The sequence below is a fragment of the Pseudomonas sp. RA_5y_Pfl1_P24 genome (assembly GCF_963970945.1).
GTDB lineage: Bacteria > Pseudomonadota > Gammaproteobacteria > Pseudomonadales > Pseudomonadaceae > Aquipseudomonas > Aquipseudomonas tritici.
In genome coordinates this window covers 40,709-59,029 of record NZ_CAXAOJ010000016.1, presented here as the reverse complement: position 1 = coordinate 59,029, position 18,321 = coordinate 40,709, and the positions used below count along the sequence as shown (strand labels likewise).

Sequence of the window (18,321 nt, the reverse complement as noted above, 5' to 3'; positions counted from 1 at the left end):
TGGGCCCAGTATCTTAGCTGGCGCCTGCACTTGGGATTGGCTGCACCGACAATAACAGGGGGAAAACTGACAATGGTCGTTGTTGAGCTGGGCGTGTTGATCTACCAGGGGGCGCAGATGGCGGCCGTGCACGGCCTGACTGACCTGTTCGGCGTCGCCAACCGCATCGCCGCCGAGCACCAGTGCGCACAGTTGCCGCTCTTGCGGATCAGCCATTGGCAGGTGGAGGCTACCGGTGAAACGGTACGCGTATTCGATAGCCACCCCGGCCCTGATCAACCCATGATGGCCGTACTGGTGCCCCCGTCGATTGGTGAGTTCACCGAAGAACAAGCGCCGCCTGCACTACTGGAATGGCTTCGCCGGCAACATGCGGCAGGTACCGTACTGGGTGGCGTCTGCATTGGTTCGATCATGCTCGCGCGCAGCGGATTGCTCGATGGGCGCAGCGCCACCACCCATTGGTCTTCCGCCAAATCCTTCGCCGCGCGTTACCCGGCCGTGCGCCTTGAAGCGGATAAACCCATCGTTGATGACGGCGACCTGATTACCACCGCTGGCTTAATGGCCTGGTCCGAACTCGGCCTGCGCCTGGTCGATCGCTTGATGGGCCCCAGCATTGCGGCGGATACCGCGCGTTTCCTGGTGATCGAGCACAGTGACAGCGCCAGCCAGTGCGGCAGTAACTTCGCGCCGATTCTTGGCCACGGTGACGGTGCCATTCTCAAGGTTCAGCACTGGTTGCAGGCCAGCGGTGCAGTGGATGTTTCCGTGGCGGCGATGGCACTGGAGGCCGGCTTGGAGGAGCGCACATTCCTACGGCGCTTTCGCAACGCCACCGGTTTGAAACCCACCGAATACTGTCAGCATCTGCGCGTGGGCAAGGCTCGGCAGATGCTCGAGTTTACCAACGGCACCATTGATCACATCGCGTGGACCGTGGGCTATCAGGACCCCAGCGCCTTCCGCGCCACCTTCAAGAAGATCACCGGCCTGGCGCCCAGCGATTACCGCAACCGTTTTGGCGTCTGAATCGTGCAGAACGCCGCGACGCCGACGCGCTGTCGTGCAGAATGGAGCAGGCCAACTGCCATCGGTTTTTCGGCAACTGCTTGATTTCTCAACCATCCGCCCCGAAAGCGCCTTGGCCTGATCCCTGCAACCTCTCTTGCACACACATGGCGGCAAGGCCAAGGGGGACGCATGACCCCGACTCAACGCAAGAAGCTGGTCGTCGCTCACTCCACACGTGAAGGCGCCCCTCTGCATGAGATCGAAACCAACCGCACCCTGGCGCGCTGGCTGGCGCAGATTCTCGGGCTAAAATTCGGTGGCAGCTACGACCCCGCTCTGCATGCGGGACGATCACTTTACCTGCTGCCCACGCAAACCCTGGTCGGTGCAGCCCAGGCGCGTGCGCTCAATATCAAGGGGCCTGAGGATGTGTGGGGCGGTTACGTCGACCACGACTTCATCTGCACCAAAGCCATCAGCCATGGTCTGCTCGGGCCTGAAGCCAAAGCGCCCGAAGGTTGGTCATCGCTATTCTGCGAACGTGTGCGAAACGTCGTGCTGGATGGTTTGAGCGTCTTCGCGCTGGAAGACGCCCGGCCCGCTGCCACGCGCTTGCTCTACAGCGGACCCATTCGCCTGAAACCCGTGCAGGCCTGCGCCGGCCGAGGCCAGGAAGTTATCCACAGTCTCGATGAGTTCGAAGCCGTGCTGGCTCGGCCTGAGGCCGCGAAGCTCTTCAGCGATGGTGTGGTGTTGGAGCAAGACCTGCAGGACGTGATCACCCACAGCGTCGGCCAAAGCTTCATCGGCGATCACGTGTTCAGCTACTGCGGCGAGCAATCCCTGACGAAAGACGGGCAGGGCGAAGACGTCTACGGCGGCTCCGACCTGTTGGCGGTGCCGGGTGGCTACGAAACCCTGCTGCAACTCGAACTGCCCGACGACGTTCGCGAAGCCATCGAACAAGCACAGGTGTTCGACGCGGCCGCCGATGAAGCCTATCCCGGCTTCTACGCATCGCGGCGCAACTACGACATCGCTCAGGGCCTGGACAGCGACGGCCAACGCCGCAGCGGCGTGCTCGAACAATCCTGGCGCATGGGCGGGGCCAGCAGCGCGGAAGTCGCAGCGTTGCAGAGTTTTATCAACAACCCCGGCCTGCGTGCGATCCGTGTGTCCTCTGTGGAAGCCTACGCGGACCAACCCTTGCCGGCTGATGCCATTGAGGTGTATCGCGGCCCGGCGCAAAACAGCGCCTTTCTTCTCAAGTACGTGACGGTTAAATCTTATGACGGCTAGAAGCGAAAGCATTGCGATCGACATCGACGACGAACAGATGAGCGGCACCTTCCTGAGCCCCAAATCCAAAGTACCTGGCGTGTTGTTTGTGCACGGCTGGGGCGGTAGCCAAGAGCGTGATCTTGAACGAGCCAAAGGCATCGCCGGCTTGGGCTGTGTGTGCCTCACCTTCGACCTGCGCGGCCATGCCGCCACTGGCATTCCGCTGTCTCGCGTCACCCGCGAAGACAACCTGCGCGACCTGCTGGCGGCCTATGATCGACTGCTGTCCCACCCGGCCATCGACACCTCGGCGGTGGCGGTGGTGGGCACCAGTTACGGCGGCTACCTCGCGGCAATTCTCACCTCACTGCGCCCGGTGCGCTGGCTGGCGCTGCGCGTGCCGGCGCTGTACCGCGACCAGGAATGGCTCAAACCCAAGCGTGATCTGGATAAGGCCGACCTGATGGATTACCGCAGCACGCGGGTCCACGCCGAAACCAATCGCGCCTTGCACGCTTGTTCTGCGTTTACCGGTGATGTGCTGATCGTTGAGTCGCAAACCGATGCCCACGTGCCCCACGCCACCATCATGAGTTACCGCGCGGCGTGCCAGCAGACCCATTCCCTGACTCATCGCATCATCGATGGTGCCGACCACTCGCTCAGCGACCCGGTGTCTCAGCAGGCGTACACCTCAATCCTGGTGGACTGGATTACCGAGATGGTGGTGGGTGAGCGGTTGAGCATTATCCAGTCTCAATAATAGGGTGCTCTTTAGGCCGCCTTCGCGAGCAGTCACTACAGTCTTAAGCCGGTGCTTTCTTCACCCGCAACGCCTTGGCCTTGGCCTCTACGCCAAGGTACATCACCAGCGCGATCAGCAGCGGCAAGATGAAGTAGATCGCCCGATACGCAATCAACCCCGCCAGCAAACTGCCCCGCGACGCTTCATGCTGCAACAGCGCGATAAACACCGCCTCCAGCACCCCAAGCCCAGCCGGGATGTGGGTGAGCACGCCAGCAATCGCGCTGATCAGCAACACCCCCAACACCAGCGGATAATCCAGTTTGGCCGGCAGCAACGTGAAAATCACCGCCGCCATCAGCGACCAGTTCAACGCGCCCAACATCAGTTGCAAACACGCCATACGCAGCGACGGCAGGTTGATTTCCATGCCGCGAATCGTCCACGCACGCTTTTTCGAAAACTGGCAGGCCACCAGGTAACCCAGGCTGGCCACTACCAACAACGCGCCAATGCCTTGCAATGCCGTGGTGCTGACCTTCCAGCCCGGTGGCATCGTGACCAGGCCGCTGCTGAAAACCACGCCGGCTATCGCCATATAGCCAAACCAATTGGTCGCCAGGCTCAGACCGAGGATCTTGGCGATATTGCCTGTGCTCACCCCCAAGCGCGAATACAGTCGATAGCGCATGGCGATGCCGCCCACCCAGGCGCTCAAGTTGAGGTTGAAGGCATAGCTGATGATCCCCACCGGCAGGATTTGCCGCCACCCCAGGGGCTGGCGAATGTACGTGCGGCCGATCAGGTCAAAGCTGGCGTAGACCAGAAAGCTGCATAACGTCAGTGCGCTGGCGATCACCAGCGTGCGCACCTTGAAGTCGCCCAGGGTCTGAACCACTTCGCTCCAATCGATGCGCCGCGCGAGCAGGGTGAACAGCGCAATCAGCAGCAAGAAGAAGACGATGGTCAGCGGCTTCTTCCAGCGTTTGAACCGCGAGCCTTTGGTTTCAGACGTCATGGCGCTGAGCCTCAAAAGGTTTCAAACGCGGCTTGTGCGCGGGCAACCAGCCGGTGAGTGCAGGAAAGTGGCGCATCACATGGAACACCAGGAAACCCACGGTCAAACGCCACAGCCACAGGCGCGGCTTGCGTTTTTTCGGCATGGTCTGGCAGTGGTTTTTTGCCAGGGCTTCCAGTCGTTCATACAGCTGTTGATTGAACGCACGGTCGCGAATCAACACGTTGGCTTCCAGGTTCAGCGACAAGCTCAATGGGTCCAGATTGCTCGACCCCACCGTGCTCCATTCGTCATCCACCAGTGCGACTTTGCCGTGCAGTGGGCGCTGGCAATACTCGTGGATCACCACGCCGTCCTTGAGCAAGTAGTCGTAGAGCATGCGCGCCGCCAGCTTGGCCAGCAGTACATCGGGCTGGCCCTGCATGATCAATTGCACGTGCACGCCACGGCGCGCGGCGTTGCGGATTTCCCGCAGCAGGCGGTAGCCTGGGAAGAAGTAGGCGTTGGCGATCACCGCGCGTGTCTGGGCTTTGCTCAAGGCGTGGATATACGCTTCTTCGATGTCATCGCGATGCTGCGCGTTGTCGCGGTAAATCAGGCGCACCTGGCCATCGCCCTTATCGGTCGACCAGATCTGCGGCCGCTGCTGGCGTCGTCGCCAACCGCGCCGCGTGCGTACTTGGCGACCGCTTTGGGCCAAGGCGAAATGATGCAAGTCCGCTACCGCCGGGCCGATCACCTTCACCGCGTAATCCTGCTTGGCCTCGGGACCGTAATCGCCCAGGTGGTCGGCGGAGAAATTGATTCCGCCGATGAATGCCACCTCCGCGTCCACTACCACGATTTTGCGGTGCAGGCGGCGAAACCAATTGGTGCGAATGCCCAGGGTCTTTGGCGCGGGGTCGAACATCTGCACCGCGACGCCGGCCGCGGCCAGCTCGCCGAGAAACGACGGGCTCAGTTCGCCACAGCCAAAGCCATCCAGGCTGACCACTACGTTGACCCCACGGCGCGCCGCCTCGATCAGGATGCCATGCAGCTCATGGCCCACTTTGTCTTCGAAGAGAATGAAGGTCTCCAGCAGAATCTCGCGCCGGGCTTCGCGCAGTGCAGTGAACACCTCAGGGAAGTACGCTTCGCCGTTCTCCAGCAATTGGACCTGGTTGCCACTCTGCCAGCCGTAATCCAGGTCACGTGCCTTGGCTTGGTCCGGCGGCTGGTCGGTGGAAATATGTTCTACGGCGACGTTCATAGCTCAATCTCCACTGACAGGGGGACATGGTCTGATAGATGGGACCAGGGCCGTGTCGTCAGCACTCGGGGGTTATGCACCTTCAAATTGCGCACATAAATCCGGTCCAGCGGCAGCAGAGGCAAGCGCGCCGGGAAGGTGCGCGCGGGTTTGCCCTGGGTTTCGATGAATACTTCTTTTAGGCCGCTCTGGCTCAGGTCGGCCTTTTGGCGCCAATCGTTGAAATCACCGGCAACCACCAGCGGCGCGTCGGCAGGAATTTCGCTGATGCGCTGTTCGATCAAGCGCAATTGCTGCTGGCGGTGCACTTCGCGCAGCCCCAAGTGAATGCAGATCGCATGCACCTCTTGACCGGTGCCCGGCAGGCGCATCACGCAATGCAAAAGGCCACGGTTTTCATGGCCGCTTTGCGAGATATCGAGGTTGTCGTAGCGCACGATCTGGAATTTCGACAGCAACGCATTGCCGTGATCGCCGTGGGGGTAGACCGCATTGCGCCCGTAAGCAAACTGCGGCCAGATGCTGTCAGCGAGGAACTCGTACTGCGGCATGTTCGGCCAGTCGCTGAAGCGCTGGGGGTGACGCTCATGGGTGCCGTGAATTTCTTGCAGGAACACCATGTCGGCGCCCACGCCGCGCACCGCTTCACGCAGCTCTGGCAGGATGAAGCGTCGATTCAAGGCAGTGAAACCCTTGTGGATATTGACCGTCAGCACGGTGAAGCGCGTGATGGCCGCGGTGGGCGTCACGGGAATCAATTCCGGATGAGTCATGGCAGCACTCTCGATTCTGGTAGTTTGCCGGGCTCAGTGGTCATTGCTTTATCCAGCTCGAAGCGCTGTAGCAATTGGCGCGCATCGAAGGGCGCGCGCACCTTGATGTCGTTGTCGAAGAAGCAGAACACGTCGCGCTGCTTGCGTTTCTGGTCGATCAGGTGGGCGTCTGACGGTTGTTTGCCGTGGCGCCAGCACTCGATCCGGTCTGGCGTATCGGCGTACCATTGGGCATAGCGCTGCGACGGTTGCAGCGCGTAGAACGAACCATTGATCTCAATGCTGTTGACCGCCCGTGACGCAAACTGCAACTCACGTTTCTGGGTCAGGCCCTCGGGGTAGAAGTCCCCCCGCCAAGGCGTGTAGCGCCAGCCGGAAATGCCGATATGAATCGCGGACATGGTTGCTCCCGTGGTTAATGGGTCGAATGACCTCCATGGAGGGATGACTGTGGGATTTGCGAGAAAGTTTCCAGCGCCTTACGGACGGCACGCCCCAGCGCATTGCGTTTTAAACGGGAACGATCAGCGCCAAAACCCGTCAGCTCGTTACAGACCTACCTCAAGGAGCCCGGTGTTTTGCTGAATTCAAAGACTGCATTACTGCTCGGCGCGCTGCTGTTTTGCGGTAGCGGCGCAGTGCACGCCGCGGCGGCCGCGCCTGAAGCCGAAACGCCGGCCAAGCCGGAAATTCTGGTCGAGGGCGGCCTGCTAGGGGCCATCAGCTCCAGCATCGTTGATGTGCAGGACAAGCTTGATCTCAACCAGAACCTCCTTGACGCTTGGCGCCTGCGCGCCGACCGTGCGGCCAATGAGGTGGGGCGCCTGGTCAACCGTCCCTCGGACCGCTCGCCATGGAGCGTGGCCGGGGACTTCCTGCTGTTGTCTGGCGTCTGGATCGGTGCCTTCGCGCTGTTGACCTTACTGGGGCGCAGGCTGGTCAGGCGTGTCAGCCAACGTCCCTTTGTCCATCGGCGCGGACGCTTGCAAGGCGTACTCGGTTATTTAGTGCCCTACACGATCCCGGCCGTGATCTGTCTGCCGCTGACGCTTTACGTCAGTCACTTTTTGCCGACCTCCGTCGGCCGGGCGCTGGCGTTGTGTTTTGCCTATGCGACCAGTAGCGGCATCTTCTCCACGTCCATCCTGTTGTGCGTGATCGTTATGTTTGACGTCGGGCATAAACGCCCGGCCGTGAAGATCATCCGCGATTACTGCCCAAAGCCGATGTTCATGATCGGGTTCCTCGCCGCCCTCAGCGATGCGCTGACCAGCCCGCAGATCGCCCGCCAGTTCGGCGGCAATATCACCAGCGGCATTGCGGTGTTTACCGGCCTGTTTGCGGCGGTAACCTTCGGCATGCTGGTGATTCGCCTGCGTCGCCCGGTCGCGCACTTGATCCGTAATCAAGCGCTGACCCAGCGCCTTAAACACCCGGCGTTGCAACAATCGCTGCGGATATTTTCCGGGCTCTGGTACTGGCCGATCCTGCTGATGGTGCTGGTTTCGGCGATAAACCTGATCGGCGCCGGGGACGATAACCAGAAAGCCCTGCGCTGCGCGCTGCTCACCACCATTTTGCTAATCGGCACGGTGTTCCTGAGCACTGTGCTGCAACACCTGTTCAAGTCGCGCAGCCAAGTGGCGATCCAGCGCAGCAGTGCTTACAAGGAGCGTTTCCTCAGCGTGCTGCACGCGATCTTGCGCATTGCGATGGCGATCGGGTTTATTGAAGTCCTCGGGCGTATCTGGGGTGTCTCGCTGTTTGAATTCGCCGAGCGCAACTCGATCGGTCGAGCGATCAGCGATTCCCTCAGCAGCATTGGCTTGATCCTGCTGATGACCGGGTTGTTCTGGGTGGTCCTGGATACGGCGATTCAGGAAGCGCTGAAACCGTCGGTCAACGATCGCTCGAGCCGCCAGCCCAGTACCCGGGTGAAAACCATCCTGCCGCTGGTGCGCAACGCGGTGAAAATCATTCTGGTGGTGATTTGCGCAATCACCACCATGGCCAACCTCGGCATCAACGTCGCACCGCTGCTGGCCGGTGCCGGCGTGGTCGGCCTGGCTATCGGTTTTGGTTCCCAGCAGTTGGTGCAGGATGTGATCACCGGGCTGTTCATCATCATTGAAGACACCCTGTCCATCGGCGACTGGGTGGTGCTCGACTCCGGCCACGCCGGCACTGTAGAAGGCCTGACCATCCGCACCCTGCGCCTGCGCGACGGCAAGGGGTTTGTGCATTCGGTGCCGTTCGGGCAGATCAAGGCGGTTACCAACCAGTCGCGGCAGTTTGCCTATGCATTCTTCTCAGTGCAGTTCACCTACGACACGGACGTGGACAAGGCGCTGGAATTGATCCGCGAGGCCGGGCAATCGATTCGCGACGACGTGTTCCTCAAGTACAACCTGCAAGGCCCGCTGGAGGTGTTTGGTGTCGACAAGATGGACCTCAACGGCGTGGTGCTGACGGCGCAGTTCCGCACGGTCTCGGGCGGGCAATACGCGGTGAGTCGCGCGTTTAACCAGCGGCTGAAAAAGCGTGTGGATAATTGTGACGAGGTGCACTTCGCGCAGACTTATCCACAGCAGATTTTGTTGCCCAAGCGTGCGCTGCTGGCGGATGAACCTGATGCAGAGGTGCCGGCTTCGGTGGTGGTCACGGAGCCGCCTCGGGCTCAGTGACCTTCACAACCCGTAGCAGCTGGCGCTCGACAGCTGCTACGTTACGGACGCTTCATCAGTTTATTCTGCACCGCCACCTGATCCACCTCCAACAACGCCTGCTGCTTGCCAGCGACCATCACCGCCGCCGGCAACCCGTCCCGATACACAATTCGATTACCACTCAAGGCCGGCACCTTGGTGCCCGGCAACAACGTGCCCACCAGGTTCAGCGGATCAGGCCCACACACAACAATCAAACTGCCGTCATGGGCCCGACGTCGCACTTCACGCAACAACGGGATCGCCTCCGGCAACGCAAACTGTTCCCCCGCCAACCCACTGACAAATCGCCCCCCGCGAATCTCCCCGCGTGCTTCCAGCCGATGAAAAGTGCGCAGCAACTCGCGCCAGCTTGGTAGCCAATCCGCCTCACGCTCGAGCAAGCGCCAGAACACCACGCCATAGCGGCGCAGCAAGGTCATTGCCACATGCTCCAGCGTCTGGGCCGAATGCGCGCTGGCGGCGGTGGGTGAACGCCGCACCAAGGCCCAGCGCCCGGCGTCGTCCATGCCGCCGATAAACGCGCCGCGCCCACGCCGACTGCTGCGCGCCTGGCGTTTGCTGGCGGGCGTGGTCAGGGCGCGCAGGCCGGCGAAGCTGTCGGCGTTTACCAGCCCGGCGCCGACCAGTTCCTGCAAGGCGCTTTCCAGTTCGCTGCGCAGCAAGTGGGCCTCGTGCACCAGCTCATCAAAAAACAGCGCGCCGTGGTCGCGCAGGGCTTGATGCACCTTCTGCGCCTTGGGTGACAGCGTGGTGGCGTCGGTGAGTTCGGTCAGTCCGCTCCACAGTCCCACCTGGCTGCGGGGCAGCAACACCACTGGCGTACTGCGTAATGCCATGGCGCCGGGTTTGTTGCCCAAGCGCGTCCACACCAGTTTGCCGCTGCGGCACAGGTCATCGAGCCAGGTGGAGGAGTAATCCTTGAGCCGTGCGCTGAGCAGGTCGCTGTCCCAGGCGGATGTGGCGGCGGCATACCCTTCAAACTGCGCAACGATCTGCGGCAACATCGCGCTGCCCTGACCGCGTGTGCCGTCGGACAGGTGCTGCCAATCGAACAGAAAACGCATGAAATCCTGCAGTGCCACCGGCTCGATTTCCCGGCGCAAGCGCTTGACCGTATAGCGATGAATACGCGCCAGCAGGTGGCGTTCGCACCATTGCTCCTCAGTGGCAGCGGGGCTGAAATGGCCGCGTAATACATAGCCTTCCTGCTCCAGACGGGCCAGCGCCTGGACCCCATCAGATTCTCGCAAGGCCAGGGGCGCGGCGATCTCGCTCAGGCTCAGCGGGCCGAACCCACCGAGGCGTGCGCGCAGCACTTCCACCACGGCCTCATCAAAGGTCCAGGGCTCATCGAAACCAGGTAACAGCGGCAAGTCGTTGGGGAAGATTGCCTGCAAGCAACTCAAGCGTTCAACGGCGACCCACAGGTCATTGTGCAATTGAAAGGCGCGGCCGCTCTTGGCCAAGGCGTGCAACCATTGCGCCCATTGCGGCGTGACTTCGCTGGCGGCGATACACGCCAGACTCATCAACGCCTCGTGCATTTCATCCAGCCCGTTGGGCGCCGGCCAGACTTCTTCGCGCACGCCAGCAATAGCGTCAGCATCCAGCGCCCCTAGGTCGTCGGTACTTTGCGGGTCGCTCCAGCGTCGGTTGAGCACGGCCTGGGTTCGGCGCTCTTCCAGTGGCGCATCGTCAAGAAAGGTGTAGGGCCGCGCACTGAGGATTTCAGCGGCCATCGGCGAGGGCGCTGGCAAGTCGCGGCTGATCAGGCGCACGTCGCCGTGCTCCATGCGCCGCAGCAGGGCCAGCCAGGCGTCGCTGTCCATGGCTTCGTGAAGGCAGTCGTCGAGGGTTTGCTCGACCAGCGGGTGTTCAGGCACTTCGCGCTCGCCGGCGAGGTTTTCCAGGCAGGCGATCTGGTCGGGAAACACACTGGCGATCAGGTCTTCGCTTTTCATGCGCTGGATCTGCGGCGCCACCTTGCGCCCGCCGGTAAAGCGCGGCAATGCCAGCGCCACACCGGCATTCCAGCGCCAGCGCACGCCGAAGAGCGGCGCCTCCAGCACGGCCTGGATCAGGATATGTTCGGCGCTGTGGCTGTTGAGGTAACGCCACACCGCGTCCAGCTCGAAACTGTGGCTGGTGGACAGCGACAGCACGATCGCATTTTCGCTGGCGGCGGCCTGCAATTCGAAATTGAAGGTGCGGCAAAAACGCTTGCGCAAGGCCAGGCCCCAGGCGCGGTTGACGCGGCTGCCGAACGGCGTGTGGATGATCAGTTGGGTGCCGCCGGACGCGTCGAAGAAACGCTCCATGATCAACGTGTCCTGGGACGGCAGGGCGCTCAGGGCCAAGCGTGTGCGCGCCAGGTAATCGAGGATTTGTTCGGCGCTGGCGTGGTTTAGGCCGAGGGTTTCGGTGAGCCAGTCTTGCGCGGCTTGCAGGTTGCCGGGCGTGGCGCTGAGCAGCGCGTCCAATTGACCCTGCAAACGCGCCACCGCCGCCGACAATTCGTTGCTGCGCCCGGGCGCTTCGCCGAGCCAGAACGGAATGTTCGGCGGCTGGCCATGGGCATCCTCGACGCGCACCTTGCCGGCGTCGACCCGCAGGATTCGGTAGGACGTATTGCCGAGCTGGAAGATATCCCCGGCGATGCTTTCCACCGCAAAGTCTTCGTTGACGCTGCCGATGTTCAGGCTTTGGGGTTCGAGCAACACGCTATAGTCGGCATTGTCGGGGATGGTGCCGCCGCTGGTCACGGCAGTGAGTCTGGCGCCGCGACGACCGCGCAAGGTGCGGCTCAGGGCGTCGCGGTGCAGGTAGGCGCTACGGATGCCCTGGCGACCGTTGTAGCCGTCGCTGAGCATCTGCAGCAGCGCTTGGTATTGGCGTTCATCCAGCTCGGCATAGGGCGCGGCGCGGCGGATCAGGTCGAGCAAGGCCTGCTCCGACCATTCCTGGGCGCTGACCTCGGCGATGATCTGTTGGGCCAGCACGTCCAACGGCGCGACCGGTATGTGCAAGGTGTCCAGCTCACCCCGGCGTACGCAATCGAGCAGCGCGGCGCATTCGATCAAGTCGTCGCGTGTGGTGGCGAACAAGCGCCCTTTGGGCGTGCCGCCGACCTGGTGGCCGGAGCGTCCCACTCTTTGCAGAAAACCGTTGATGGAGCCGGGCGAGCCGATCTGACAGACCAGATCCACGTCGCCGATATCAATCCCCAGCTCCAGGGACGCGGTGGCGATCAGCACTTGCAGCTCACCGGCCTTGAGTCGTTGTTCGGCGTCCAGGCGCATTTCCTTGGCCAGGCTGCCGTGGTGCGCGGCCACGGCGCTTTTGCCCAGGCGTTCGCTCAAATGCCGGGCCAGGCGTTCTGCCAGGCGGCGGGTGTTGACGAACACCAGCGTGGTGCGGTGCTCGCGGGCCAATTCGGCGAGGCGGTCGTAGACCCGTTCCCACACATCGTTGGCCATTACTGCCGAGAGCGGCACTGGCGGTACTTCGATATCCAGGTCGCGGGGGCGGGCGTGGCCGATATCCACAATCGCGCAGTGGCGGCCGGTGCCCACGAGAAAACGTGACACCGCGTCGATGGGCTTTTGCGTGGCCGACAAGCCAATGCGTGTCAGTGGTTCGGCGCACAGGCCTTGCAGGCGCTCCAGGCTCAACGCCAAGTGGCTGCCACGTTTGCCGGCCGCGATAGCGTGGATTTCATCGACGATCACCGTGCGCGTGCGGGCGAGCATTTGCCGCCCGGAGTCCGACCCCAGCAGCACGTAGAGCGATTCCGGAGTGGTCACCAGAATGTGCGGCGGGCGCTTGCGCATCTGCATGCGGTCTTTTTGCGGGGTGTCGCCCGTGCGCACGGCGGTGCGGATCACCAGCGGCGGCAGGCCCTGGTTCTGCAAGTGCTGAGTGATTCCGGCAAGCGGATTCTGCAGGTTGATCTGGATGTCATTGGACAGCGCCTTCAGCGGCGACACGTAGACCACCACGGTTTCGTCCGGCAGTTGCCCGCCGTGCGCCAGGCCTTGCTGGACCAAGTCATCCAGCACCGCCAAAAAGGCTGTGAGCGTCTTGCCGGAGCCGGTGGGCGCGGCGATCAGCGTCGATTGGCGTTGGCGGATCAGCGGCCATGCCTGGGCCTGGGCGCTTGTCACCGAAGGGAAGGTGCTGCGGAACCAGGCGCTGACGGCGGGGTGGAAGCCGTGCAACGCGCTGTCGGTGGATTCAGGAAGGTTCATGGAGTGATTGATACCGCCCGCTCCAACAAGTTGCAATCGCGCAGTTTGTCCGTGACGGTTGCGCTACGAACCCGCAAAATGCAACGATTCTGACAAATACATGAATAACCTTCGTTCCAACCAGACCGGGCCTGCTCAATCTATGCGAATGCGCCTTATGTTACTGGGCGGCGGGAATGCCCTCGGGCAGGCGCTGATTCGCCTCGGTGCAGAGGAAGACATTGGTTTCCTCGCACCCAAACCGCCCCAAGACGGCTGGGATGCCGCGAGCCTCACCCAATTGCTCGACGACACCCGTCCCGATGCGTTGATCAACCTCGCCTACTATTTCGACTGGTTCCAGGCCGAAGCGGTCAGCGAAACCCGCCTGGCCTCCCAGGAGTTCGCTATCGAGCGTCTGGCCGAGCTGTGCCAGCACCACAACATCACCTTGCTGCAACCGTCCAGCTACCGCGTGTTCGATGGCTCTCGCGCCACCGCTTACAGCGAAAAAGACGAGCCGGTGCCCCTGGGCCTGCGCGGCCAGGCGTTGTGGCGTATCGAACAAAGCGTGCGCGCCACTTGCCCGCAACATGTGTTGCTGCGGTTTGGCTGGCTGCTGGATGACAGCGTCGACGGCACCCTCGGGCGCTTCCTGGCCCGGGCCGAAAAAACCGATGAATTACTGATGGCTGACGACCGACGCGGCAACCCGACGCCAGTGGACGATGCGGCGCGGGTGATCATTTCGGTGCTCAAGCAACTCGATTGCGCGGCGCCGTTGTGGGGCACTTACCACTACGCCGGCCATGAGGCGACCACGCCGTTGGCGCTGGGCCAGGCGATCCTCACTGAAGCGCGCAATTTTCATCCGTTGGCGATCGAATCCCCCACCGCCCAGGCCCATGCGGCCCGGCCGGATGCCAGTGAAGAACCGCAACACGCGGTGCTCGCCTGCAAGAAAATCCTCCATACCTTTGGCATCAAGCCACGGGCATGGCGGGCGGGGCTGCCGGCGTTGCTGGATCGCTTCTACCGGCACAACTGAATACACGCAAAACCAAAATGTGGGAGCGGCGGTGCGCCGCTCCCACATTTGGTTATGCAGTGTTGCTTAGGTCGGGATTAGAACTTGTAGCCAATACCCACCATGTAAACCATTGGGTCAACGTCCACATTGACCTTGGCACGCGTGCCAGGTGCCACGGCGTTGTTTTCCACGGTGGCCTTGGTGCTGATGTCGATGTAGCGCGCCTGGGCGTTGATCATCCACTTGTCGTTGATCATGTAGTCCGCGCCGATCTGTGCGGCCCAGCCCCAGGAGTTTTCAGCCTTGAAGTTGCTGAAACCTGCGCCTTGGGCACGGCTGCCGACGTGCTCGTCGTAGATCCAGGTGTAGTTGATACCGGCGCCTACGTAAGGTTGGAAGGCCGATTTGTTATCCAGCGGGTAGTACACGACGCTCAGGGTTGGCGGCAGGTGTTTCAGGGTACCGAGCTTGCCGTTGGCGGCGCCCAGGGCGGTGCCTTTGATCTTCACGTCGTGCTCGAACGGTGTGGCGGCCAGCAGTTCGATACCCACGTGGTTGGTCAGCATGTAGGCAAAGTTCAAGCCCAGTTGGGTATCGCTGCTCATGGTCGCCTTGCCGCCCAGGTTGGTGCCGGCCAATGGGCCCTGGTCAACTTTGACGGTGCTGCTGTCAGCCTTCGGATTCACGGTGATTGCACCGGCGCGAACCAGAATGTCGCCCGCTTCGTGAGCGTGTGCGACAGGGGCAACGAGGGCGAGCGCGAAGAGGGACGCGCCGAGCAGAGACTTGTTCATGGGAGCTCCAAAAGGACGTTAAAAGTTGTACGTCCAATGGTAAAGATCGTTCCGCTCGATCTTTTGACTCAGCTCAACGAAAGGGCGATCAGCGCTACTCCGGCAGCTCGTAGATGTAAATCTTCTCGGCATCCATCTGGTAACCGGCGTCGGCCAGTTCGCTGGTGGACGGTTTGACCCGCATCGCGCCTTCGATCCAGTACGGTTGATACAGCTCATCGAGCTTCACGCCGACTTCACTTTTAACGTGCACGATCTGGTTCGACGGCGGTGGCGGAACGTGGATGCACGCGCCGAAATACGGCACTAGCAAGAATTCAGTGGTGCGGCCGTTTTCACCCACTTCCAGCGGCACGATATAACCGGGCAGTCGGATGTGCTTGCCATCAAGGCTTTGCACCACAGGCGCGTGGGGCATTTCCTGCTTGGCCGCCGGCGCCGACTCCAGTGCATCCGCCATGCCGGACAGGTTGTGCAGCGGCTGCATATTGGGCACTTCGGGCATGGCATCCGGCGGGATCAGCTCCGACCAGGTCAGTTCCTTGGGCTCGGCGGCCCAGGCGGGCAGGGCCACCAGCAAAAACAGTGCAGCGAGGGCGCGACGCATGAAAACTCCTCATTAGGTAGCTAGAAGCCGCAAGCTTTAAGTTAAAGCCGATTCGCTTGCAGCTTAACGCTTGAAACTTGCAGCGGCTGTTCTACAGCCTAATCGACAGGCCATCGGCCAAAGATTGTCGATAGGCGCGCCACGCGGGCACGCTGCCCATCAACAGCGCGGCGGCCAGGATACCGGCGAGCAGCGTCCATTCATATTCGCTGGGCCACGACATGGGCAGGTCCAGGCCGTAATTGGCCTGCAGGTAACCGCGCGAGGCGGCGATGCACACGTACAGCAGGCCCACGCCTGCGATCACGCCGGACAGCGCCAGGGCGAAGGCTTCAACGATCAGCAAGGTTGCAATATGCCACGGCCGTGCGCCCACTGAGCGCAGGATCGCCATTTCGCGACGGCGCTCGTTGAGGCTGGTGAGGATCGCCGTGAGCATGCCGATCAAGCCGGTCAGCACCACGAACAGCGAGATCACGAACAGCGCTTTTTCAGCTGTGCCCATCATGCTCCACAGTTCTTGCAGCGCCACGCCCGGCAGGATCGCCAGCATCGGCTCGCCACGGAATTCGTTGATCTCCCGTTGCAGGGCGAAGGTGGAAATCTTGTTGTTCAGCCCTAGCATGAACGCGGTAATGGCCTGCGGCGTGAGGTCCATGTTGCGCGCTTGATCGGCGCTGATGCGGCCTTTGCCTTGAGCCGGCACACCGTTGTGCCAGTCGATATGGATCGCCTCCATGCCGCCGAGGCTGATGTGCAACGTGCGGTCCACCGGCGTGCCGGTGCGCTTGAGGATGCCGACCACGGTGAAGGGTTTGTCATCGTGCTTGACCAGGCTGACCACCGCGACGCCATGGGCCAGCACCAGTTTGTCGCCGAGTTTGTAGTGCAGTGCGTCAGCCACTTCGGCGCCGAGCACCACTTCGAACGGGTCGGTGGCGAAGGCGCGGCCGCTGGCCAGTTCGAGGTGTTGCTTGCGACCGTATTGGTAGTGCTCGAAGTAGGACTCGTTGGTGCCCATCACGCGGTAGCCACGGTGGGAATCACCCAAGGAAATCGGGATCGCCCATTTCACCTGAGGGCTGGCGGCGAAGTGTTCGTAGCTGTCCCAACGGATGTTGTTAGTGGCATTGCCGATGCGAAACACCGAATACAGCAGCAGGTTCACCGAGCCGGAGCGGGCGCCGACGATCAGGTCGGTGCCGCTGATGGTGCTGGCGAAACTGTTGCGCGCCTCGACACGGACGCGTTCCACGGCCAGCAGCAGGCACACAGACAGGGCGATGGCGAATGCGGTGAGGATCGCGGTAAAGCGGCGGTTAGCCAGGCTGGCCATGGCTAGACGGAACAGATACATCTCAAACCTCTGCGGGCGTGGCGGCGCGATTGAGTTCGGCCAGCGACAGGTGGCGGTCGAACAGCGCGGCCAGACTTTGGTCATGGCTGACAAACAACAGGCTGGCGCCGGCTTCGCGGCATTCAGCGAACAACAGCTGAAGGAAAGCTTCGCGGGCGTCGTAGTCCAGGGCCGAAGTGGGCTCGTCGGCGATCACCAACTCGGGTTGACCGATCAGCGCGCGAGCGGCGGCCACCCGTTGTTGCTGGCCGATGGACAGCGAGTCGGCGCGGCGCTCCAGCAGGTCTTTGTCTTTCAACCCCAGGTGCGCCAGCAGGGTCGCGGCGGCGCGGTCGACACTGCCGTGACGTTGTTTCGCCCGTTGCGCGCGCAGCTTGGAGAAGTGGCAGGGCAACTCGACGTTCTCGCGCACCGACAGGAACGGCAGCAGGTTGAACTGCTGGAAGATGTAGCCGGTGTGGTCGACACGGAAGCGGTCGCGGGCGCCGGCCGAAAGTTCGGTCAGCTCCTGGCCGAGCAGGCGGATGCTGCCCTGGCTGGGTTTCTGTACGCCCCCGAGCAGGCCCAGTAGCGTGGTTTTGCCACTGCCGCTCGGGCCCTTCAGAAACAGGGTTTCTCCTGCTTCCAGGCGGAAAGCGGGGATATCCAGCAACTGTGGCTGCCCGGGCCAGTTAAAGCCCAGGTCAGACAGTTCGATCAATGCATGGGTCATGTTAAATCAGTATTGCCTGGTTGTAGAAAATGGCGCCGATCCCTTGTAGGCGCTGGCTTGCCTGTGATGCGGGCGACTCGGTTGTTCCAGAGATACCGAGGCGATCCGTTCGCAGGCAAGCCAGCTCCCACATTGACCGTATTTTCAAATCAGAACTTCAGGGTGGCTGCTGTGGCCGTCGCTTCAACACCTTGCTGGCCGCTCGGGCCGATCAGTTGTACCTGAATTTTCTGGGTGGCGGGGAAGGTCTTGAACACTTGGCTCAGGTCGAGATTGCTCAAGGCTGTCGGCGTGGCGCAGGTGAACTGGTAGTGGGCGTGGATCTCGCTGTGGTCGTGATGGTGCTCGTGGGCGCCGTCTTTGGCGTCATCATCATGGTCATGGTCGGCTTCGGGCTTGTCGCCGAACAACGGGCTGTTGAGTTCCTGGTTGCCGACGACGCAGCCGGCGGCCTTGGGCAAGTTGAACAGGGCGACAGGGTTTTCCAGCTGTTTACGTGCAGCGGCGACTTTAGCTTTGTCCGCCGCGCTGGTGGCCACGTGTTCGAAACCCACCAGGTTCATCGCCGGGCTGTCCAGCTCAAGTTCAAGGGCTTGGCCGTCGAGCACCGCGTTGAGGCGACCAACGCCGTGCTCATGGGCGCCGAGGCTGCCGTGTTCATGGTCGTGATCGTCGTGAGCATAGGCGACCGCCAGTGGCAGCAGGGCAAACGGCAAAGCAAGCAACAGACGGCGCATGGTGAAACTCCCGAGCGAAGATAAAAGTTTTGTTATGTGATCTTAT

At 61.9% G+C, this 18,321-nt stretch carries 15 protein-coding genes; 5 read left to right on the top strand and 10 right to left on the bottom strand.

Annotated features, from left to right (window positions below):
• The first annotated feature begins 72 nt into the window (after positions 1-72).
• The 3 genes from AACY30_RS23485 to AACY30_RS23475 all read left to right on the top strand — a co-directional run bounded on the left by AACY30_RS23485 (position 73) and on the right by AACY30_RS23475 (position 3,058).
• Positions 73-1,032: a GlxA family transcriptional regulator gene (locus tag AACY30_RS23485; protein WP_339471694.1), complete on the top strand. Its 960-nt coding sequence runs from the start codon at positions 73-75 to the stop codon at positions 1,030-1,032.
• A gap of 171 nt (positions 1,033-1,203) precedes the next feature.
• Complete coding sequence (locus AACY30_RS23480) at positions 1,204-2,313, top strand: DUF3182 family protein (RefSeq protein ID WP_339541198.1); 1,110 nt, start codon at positions 1,204-1,206, stop codon at positions 2,311-2,313.
• Positions 2,303-3,058, top strand: coding sequence for an alpha/beta hydrolase family protein (locus AACY30_RS23475; protein WP_339417011.1), 756 nt, complete (start codon positions 2,303-2,305; stop codon positions 3,056-3,058). Before AACY30_RS23480 ends, AACY30_RS23475 begins: the two co-directional genes overlap by 11 nt.
• A 43-nt stretch (positions 3,059-3,101) precedes the next feature.
• On the opposite strand, the gene AACY30_RS23470 is transcribed toward AACY30_RS23475, so the two are convergent.
• Genes AACY30_RS23470 through AACY30_RS23455 form a run of 4 tightly spaced genes read right to left on the bottom strand, consistent with a single transcriptional unit; the run spans position 3,102 to position 6,484 of the window.
• Positions 3,102-4,058: a lysylphosphatidylglycerol synthase domain-containing protein gene (locus AACY30_RS23470; RefSeq protein WP_339471692.1), complete on the bottom strand. Its 957-nt coding sequence runs from the start codon at positions 4,056-4,058 to the stop codon at positions 3,102-3,104.
• Positions 4,048-5,310 carry a cardiolipin synthase ClsB gene (gene clsB / locus AACY30_RS23465; RefSeq protein ID WP_339541197.1) on the bottom strand — a complete coding sequence of 421 codons (1,263 nt, stop codon included), beginning with the start codon at positions 5,308-5,310 and terminating at the stop codon, positions 4,048-4,050. Before clsB ends, AACY30_RS23470 begins: the two co-directional genes overlap by 11 nt.
• The gene (locus AACY30_RS23460) at positions 5,307-6,083 is read right to left on the bottom strand and encodes an endonuclease/exonuclease/phosphatase family protein (RefSeq protein ID WP_339471691.1); all 777 of its coding nucleotides are present in this window, start codon (positions 6,081-6,083) and stop codon (positions 5,307-5,309) included. The genes clsB and AACY30_RS23460 overlap by 4 nt, the downstream gene beginning before the upstream one ends.
• A complete protein-coding gene (locus AACY30_RS23455) occupies positions 6,080-6,484 on the bottom strand; it encodes a DUF72 domain-containing protein (RefSeq protein ID WP_339471690.1) in 405 nt (134 codons plus the stop codon). The genes AACY30_RS23460 and AACY30_RS23455 overlap by 4 nt, the downstream gene beginning before the upstream one ends.
• 177 nt (positions 6,485-6,661) lie before the next feature.
• On the opposite strand from AACY30_RS23455, the gene AACY30_RS23450 reads away from it, so the two are divergent.
• Positions 6,662-8,767: a mechanosensitive ion channel family protein gene (locus AACY30_RS23450; protein WP_339541196.1), complete on the top strand. Its 2,106-nt coding sequence runs from the start codon at positions 6,662-6,664 to the stop codon at positions 8,765-8,767.
• A gap of 41 nt (positions 8,768-8,808) precedes the next feature.
• Here AACY30_RS23450 and AACY30_RS23445 read toward each other — a convergent pair whose 3' ends face one another.
• Complete coding sequence (locus AACY30_RS23445) at positions 8,809-13,059, bottom strand: DEAD/DEAH box helicase (RefSeq protein WP_339541195.1); 4,251 nt, start codon at positions 13,057-13,059, stop codon at positions 8,809-8,811.
• 142 nt (positions 13,060-13,201) lie between these two features.
• Here AACY30_RS23445 and AACY30_RS23440 point away from each other — a divergent pair, with 142 nt between their 5' ends.
• Positions 13,202-14,086, top strand: coding sequence for a sugar nucleotide-binding protein (locus AACY30_RS23440; protein WP_339417053.1), 885 nt, complete (start codon positions 13,202-13,204; stop codon positions 14,084-14,086).
• A 77-nt stretch (positions 14,087-14,163) separates the two neighbouring features.
• Here the strand turns inward: AACY30_RS23440 and AACY30_RS23435 are convergent, their stop codons facing one another.
• The 5 genes from AACY30_RS23435 to AACY30_RS23415 form a co-directional block, all read right to left on the bottom strand.
• Positions 14,164-14,862, bottom strand: coding sequence for an OmpW/AlkL family protein (locus tag AACY30_RS23435; protein ID WP_339417000.1), 699 nt, complete (start codon positions 14,860-14,862; stop codon positions 14,164-14,166).
• A gap of 94 nt (positions 14,863-14,956) precedes the next feature.
• Positions 14,957-15,469, bottom strand: a complete 513-nt coding sequence (locus AACY30_RS23430; protein WP_339416999.1) for a DUF3299 domain-containing protein — start codon at positions 15,467-15,469, stop codon at positions 14,957-14,959.
• 91 nt (positions 15,470-15,560) lie between these two features.
• Positions 15,561-16,826 carry an ABC transporter permease gene (locus tag AACY30_RS23425; protein ID WP_339416998.1) on the bottom strand — a complete coding sequence of 422 codons (1,266 nt, stop codon included), beginning with the start codon at positions 16,824-16,826 and terminating at the stop codon, positions 15,561-15,563.
• A 1-nt stretch (position 16,827) separates the two neighbouring features.
• The gene (locus tag AACY30_RS23420; protein ID WP_339416997.1) at positions 16,828-17,538 is read right to left on the bottom strand and encodes an ABC transporter ATP-binding protein; all 711 of its coding nucleotides are present in this window, start codon (positions 17,536-17,538) and stop codon (positions 16,828-16,830) included.
• A 149-nt stretch (positions 17,539-17,687) separates the two neighbouring features.
• Positions 17,688-18,275, bottom strand: a complete 588-nt coding sequence (locus tag AACY30_RS23415; protein ID WP_339416996.1) for a DUF2796 domain-containing protein — start codon at positions 18,273-18,275, stop codon at positions 17,688-17,690.
• Positions 18,276-18,321: the final 46 nt, after the last annotated feature.

Excerpts from the sequence above, each read along its gene's own strand:
- AACY30_RS23470 (WP_339471692.1), bottom strand. The coding sequence starts at position 4,058 with ATGACGTCTGAAACCAAAGGCTCGCGGTTCAAACGCTGGAAGAAGCCG.
- AACY30_RS23485 (WP_339471694.1), top strand. The coding sequence starts at position 73 with ATGGTCGTTGTTGAGCTGGGCGTGTTGATCTACCAGGGGGCGCAGATG.
- AACY30_RS23480 (WP_339541198.1), top strand. The coding sequence starts at position 1,204 with ATGACCCCGACTCAACGCAAGAAGCTGGTCGTCGCTCACTCCACACGT.
- AACY30_RS23440 (WP_339417053.1), top strand. The coding sequence starts at position 13,202 with ATGCGAATGCGCCTTATGTTACTGGGCGGCGGGAATGCCCTCGGGCAG.
- AACY30_RS23435 (WP_339417000.1), bottom strand. The coding sequence starts at position 14,862 with ATGAACAAGTCTCTGCTCGGCGCGTCCCTCTTCGCGCTCGCCCTCGTT.
- clsB (WP_339541197.1), bottom strand. The coding sequence starts at position 5,310 with ATGAACGTCGCCGTAGAACATATTTCCACCGACCAGCCGCCGGACCAA.
- AACY30_RS23475 (WP_339417011.1), top strand. The coding sequence starts at position 2,303 with ATGACGGCTAGAAGCGAAAGCATTGCGATCGACATCGACGACGAACAG.
- AACY30_RS23430 (WP_339416999.1), bottom strand. The coding sequence starts at position 15,469 with ATGCGTCGCGCCCTCGCTGCACTGTTTTTGCTGGTGGCCCTGCCCGCC.
- AACY30_RS23420 (WP_339416997.1), bottom strand. The coding sequence starts at position 17,538 with ATGACCCATGCATTGATCGAACTGTCTGACCTGGGCTTTAACTGGCCC.
- AACY30_RS23455 (WP_339471690.1), bottom strand. The coding sequence starts at position 6,484 with ATGTCCGCGATTCATATCGGCATTTCCGGCTGGCGCTACACGCCTTGG.
- AACY30_RS23425 (WP_339416998.1), bottom strand. The coding sequence starts at position 16,826 with ATGTATCTGTTCCGTCTAGCCATGGCCAGCCTGGCTAACCGCCGCTTT.
- AACY30_RS23415 (WP_339416996.1), bottom strand. The coding sequence starts at position 18,275 with ATGCGCCGTCTGTTGCTTGCTTTGCCGTTTGCCCTGCTGCCACTGGCG.
- AACY30_RS23460 (WP_339471691.1), bottom strand. The coding sequence starts at position 6,083 with ATGACTCATCCGGAATTGATTCCCGTGACGCCCACCGCGGCCATCACG.
- AACY30_RS23445 (WP_339541195.1), bottom strand. The coding sequence starts at position 13,059 with ATGAACCTTCCTGAATCCACCGACAGCGCGTTGCACGGCTTCCACCCC.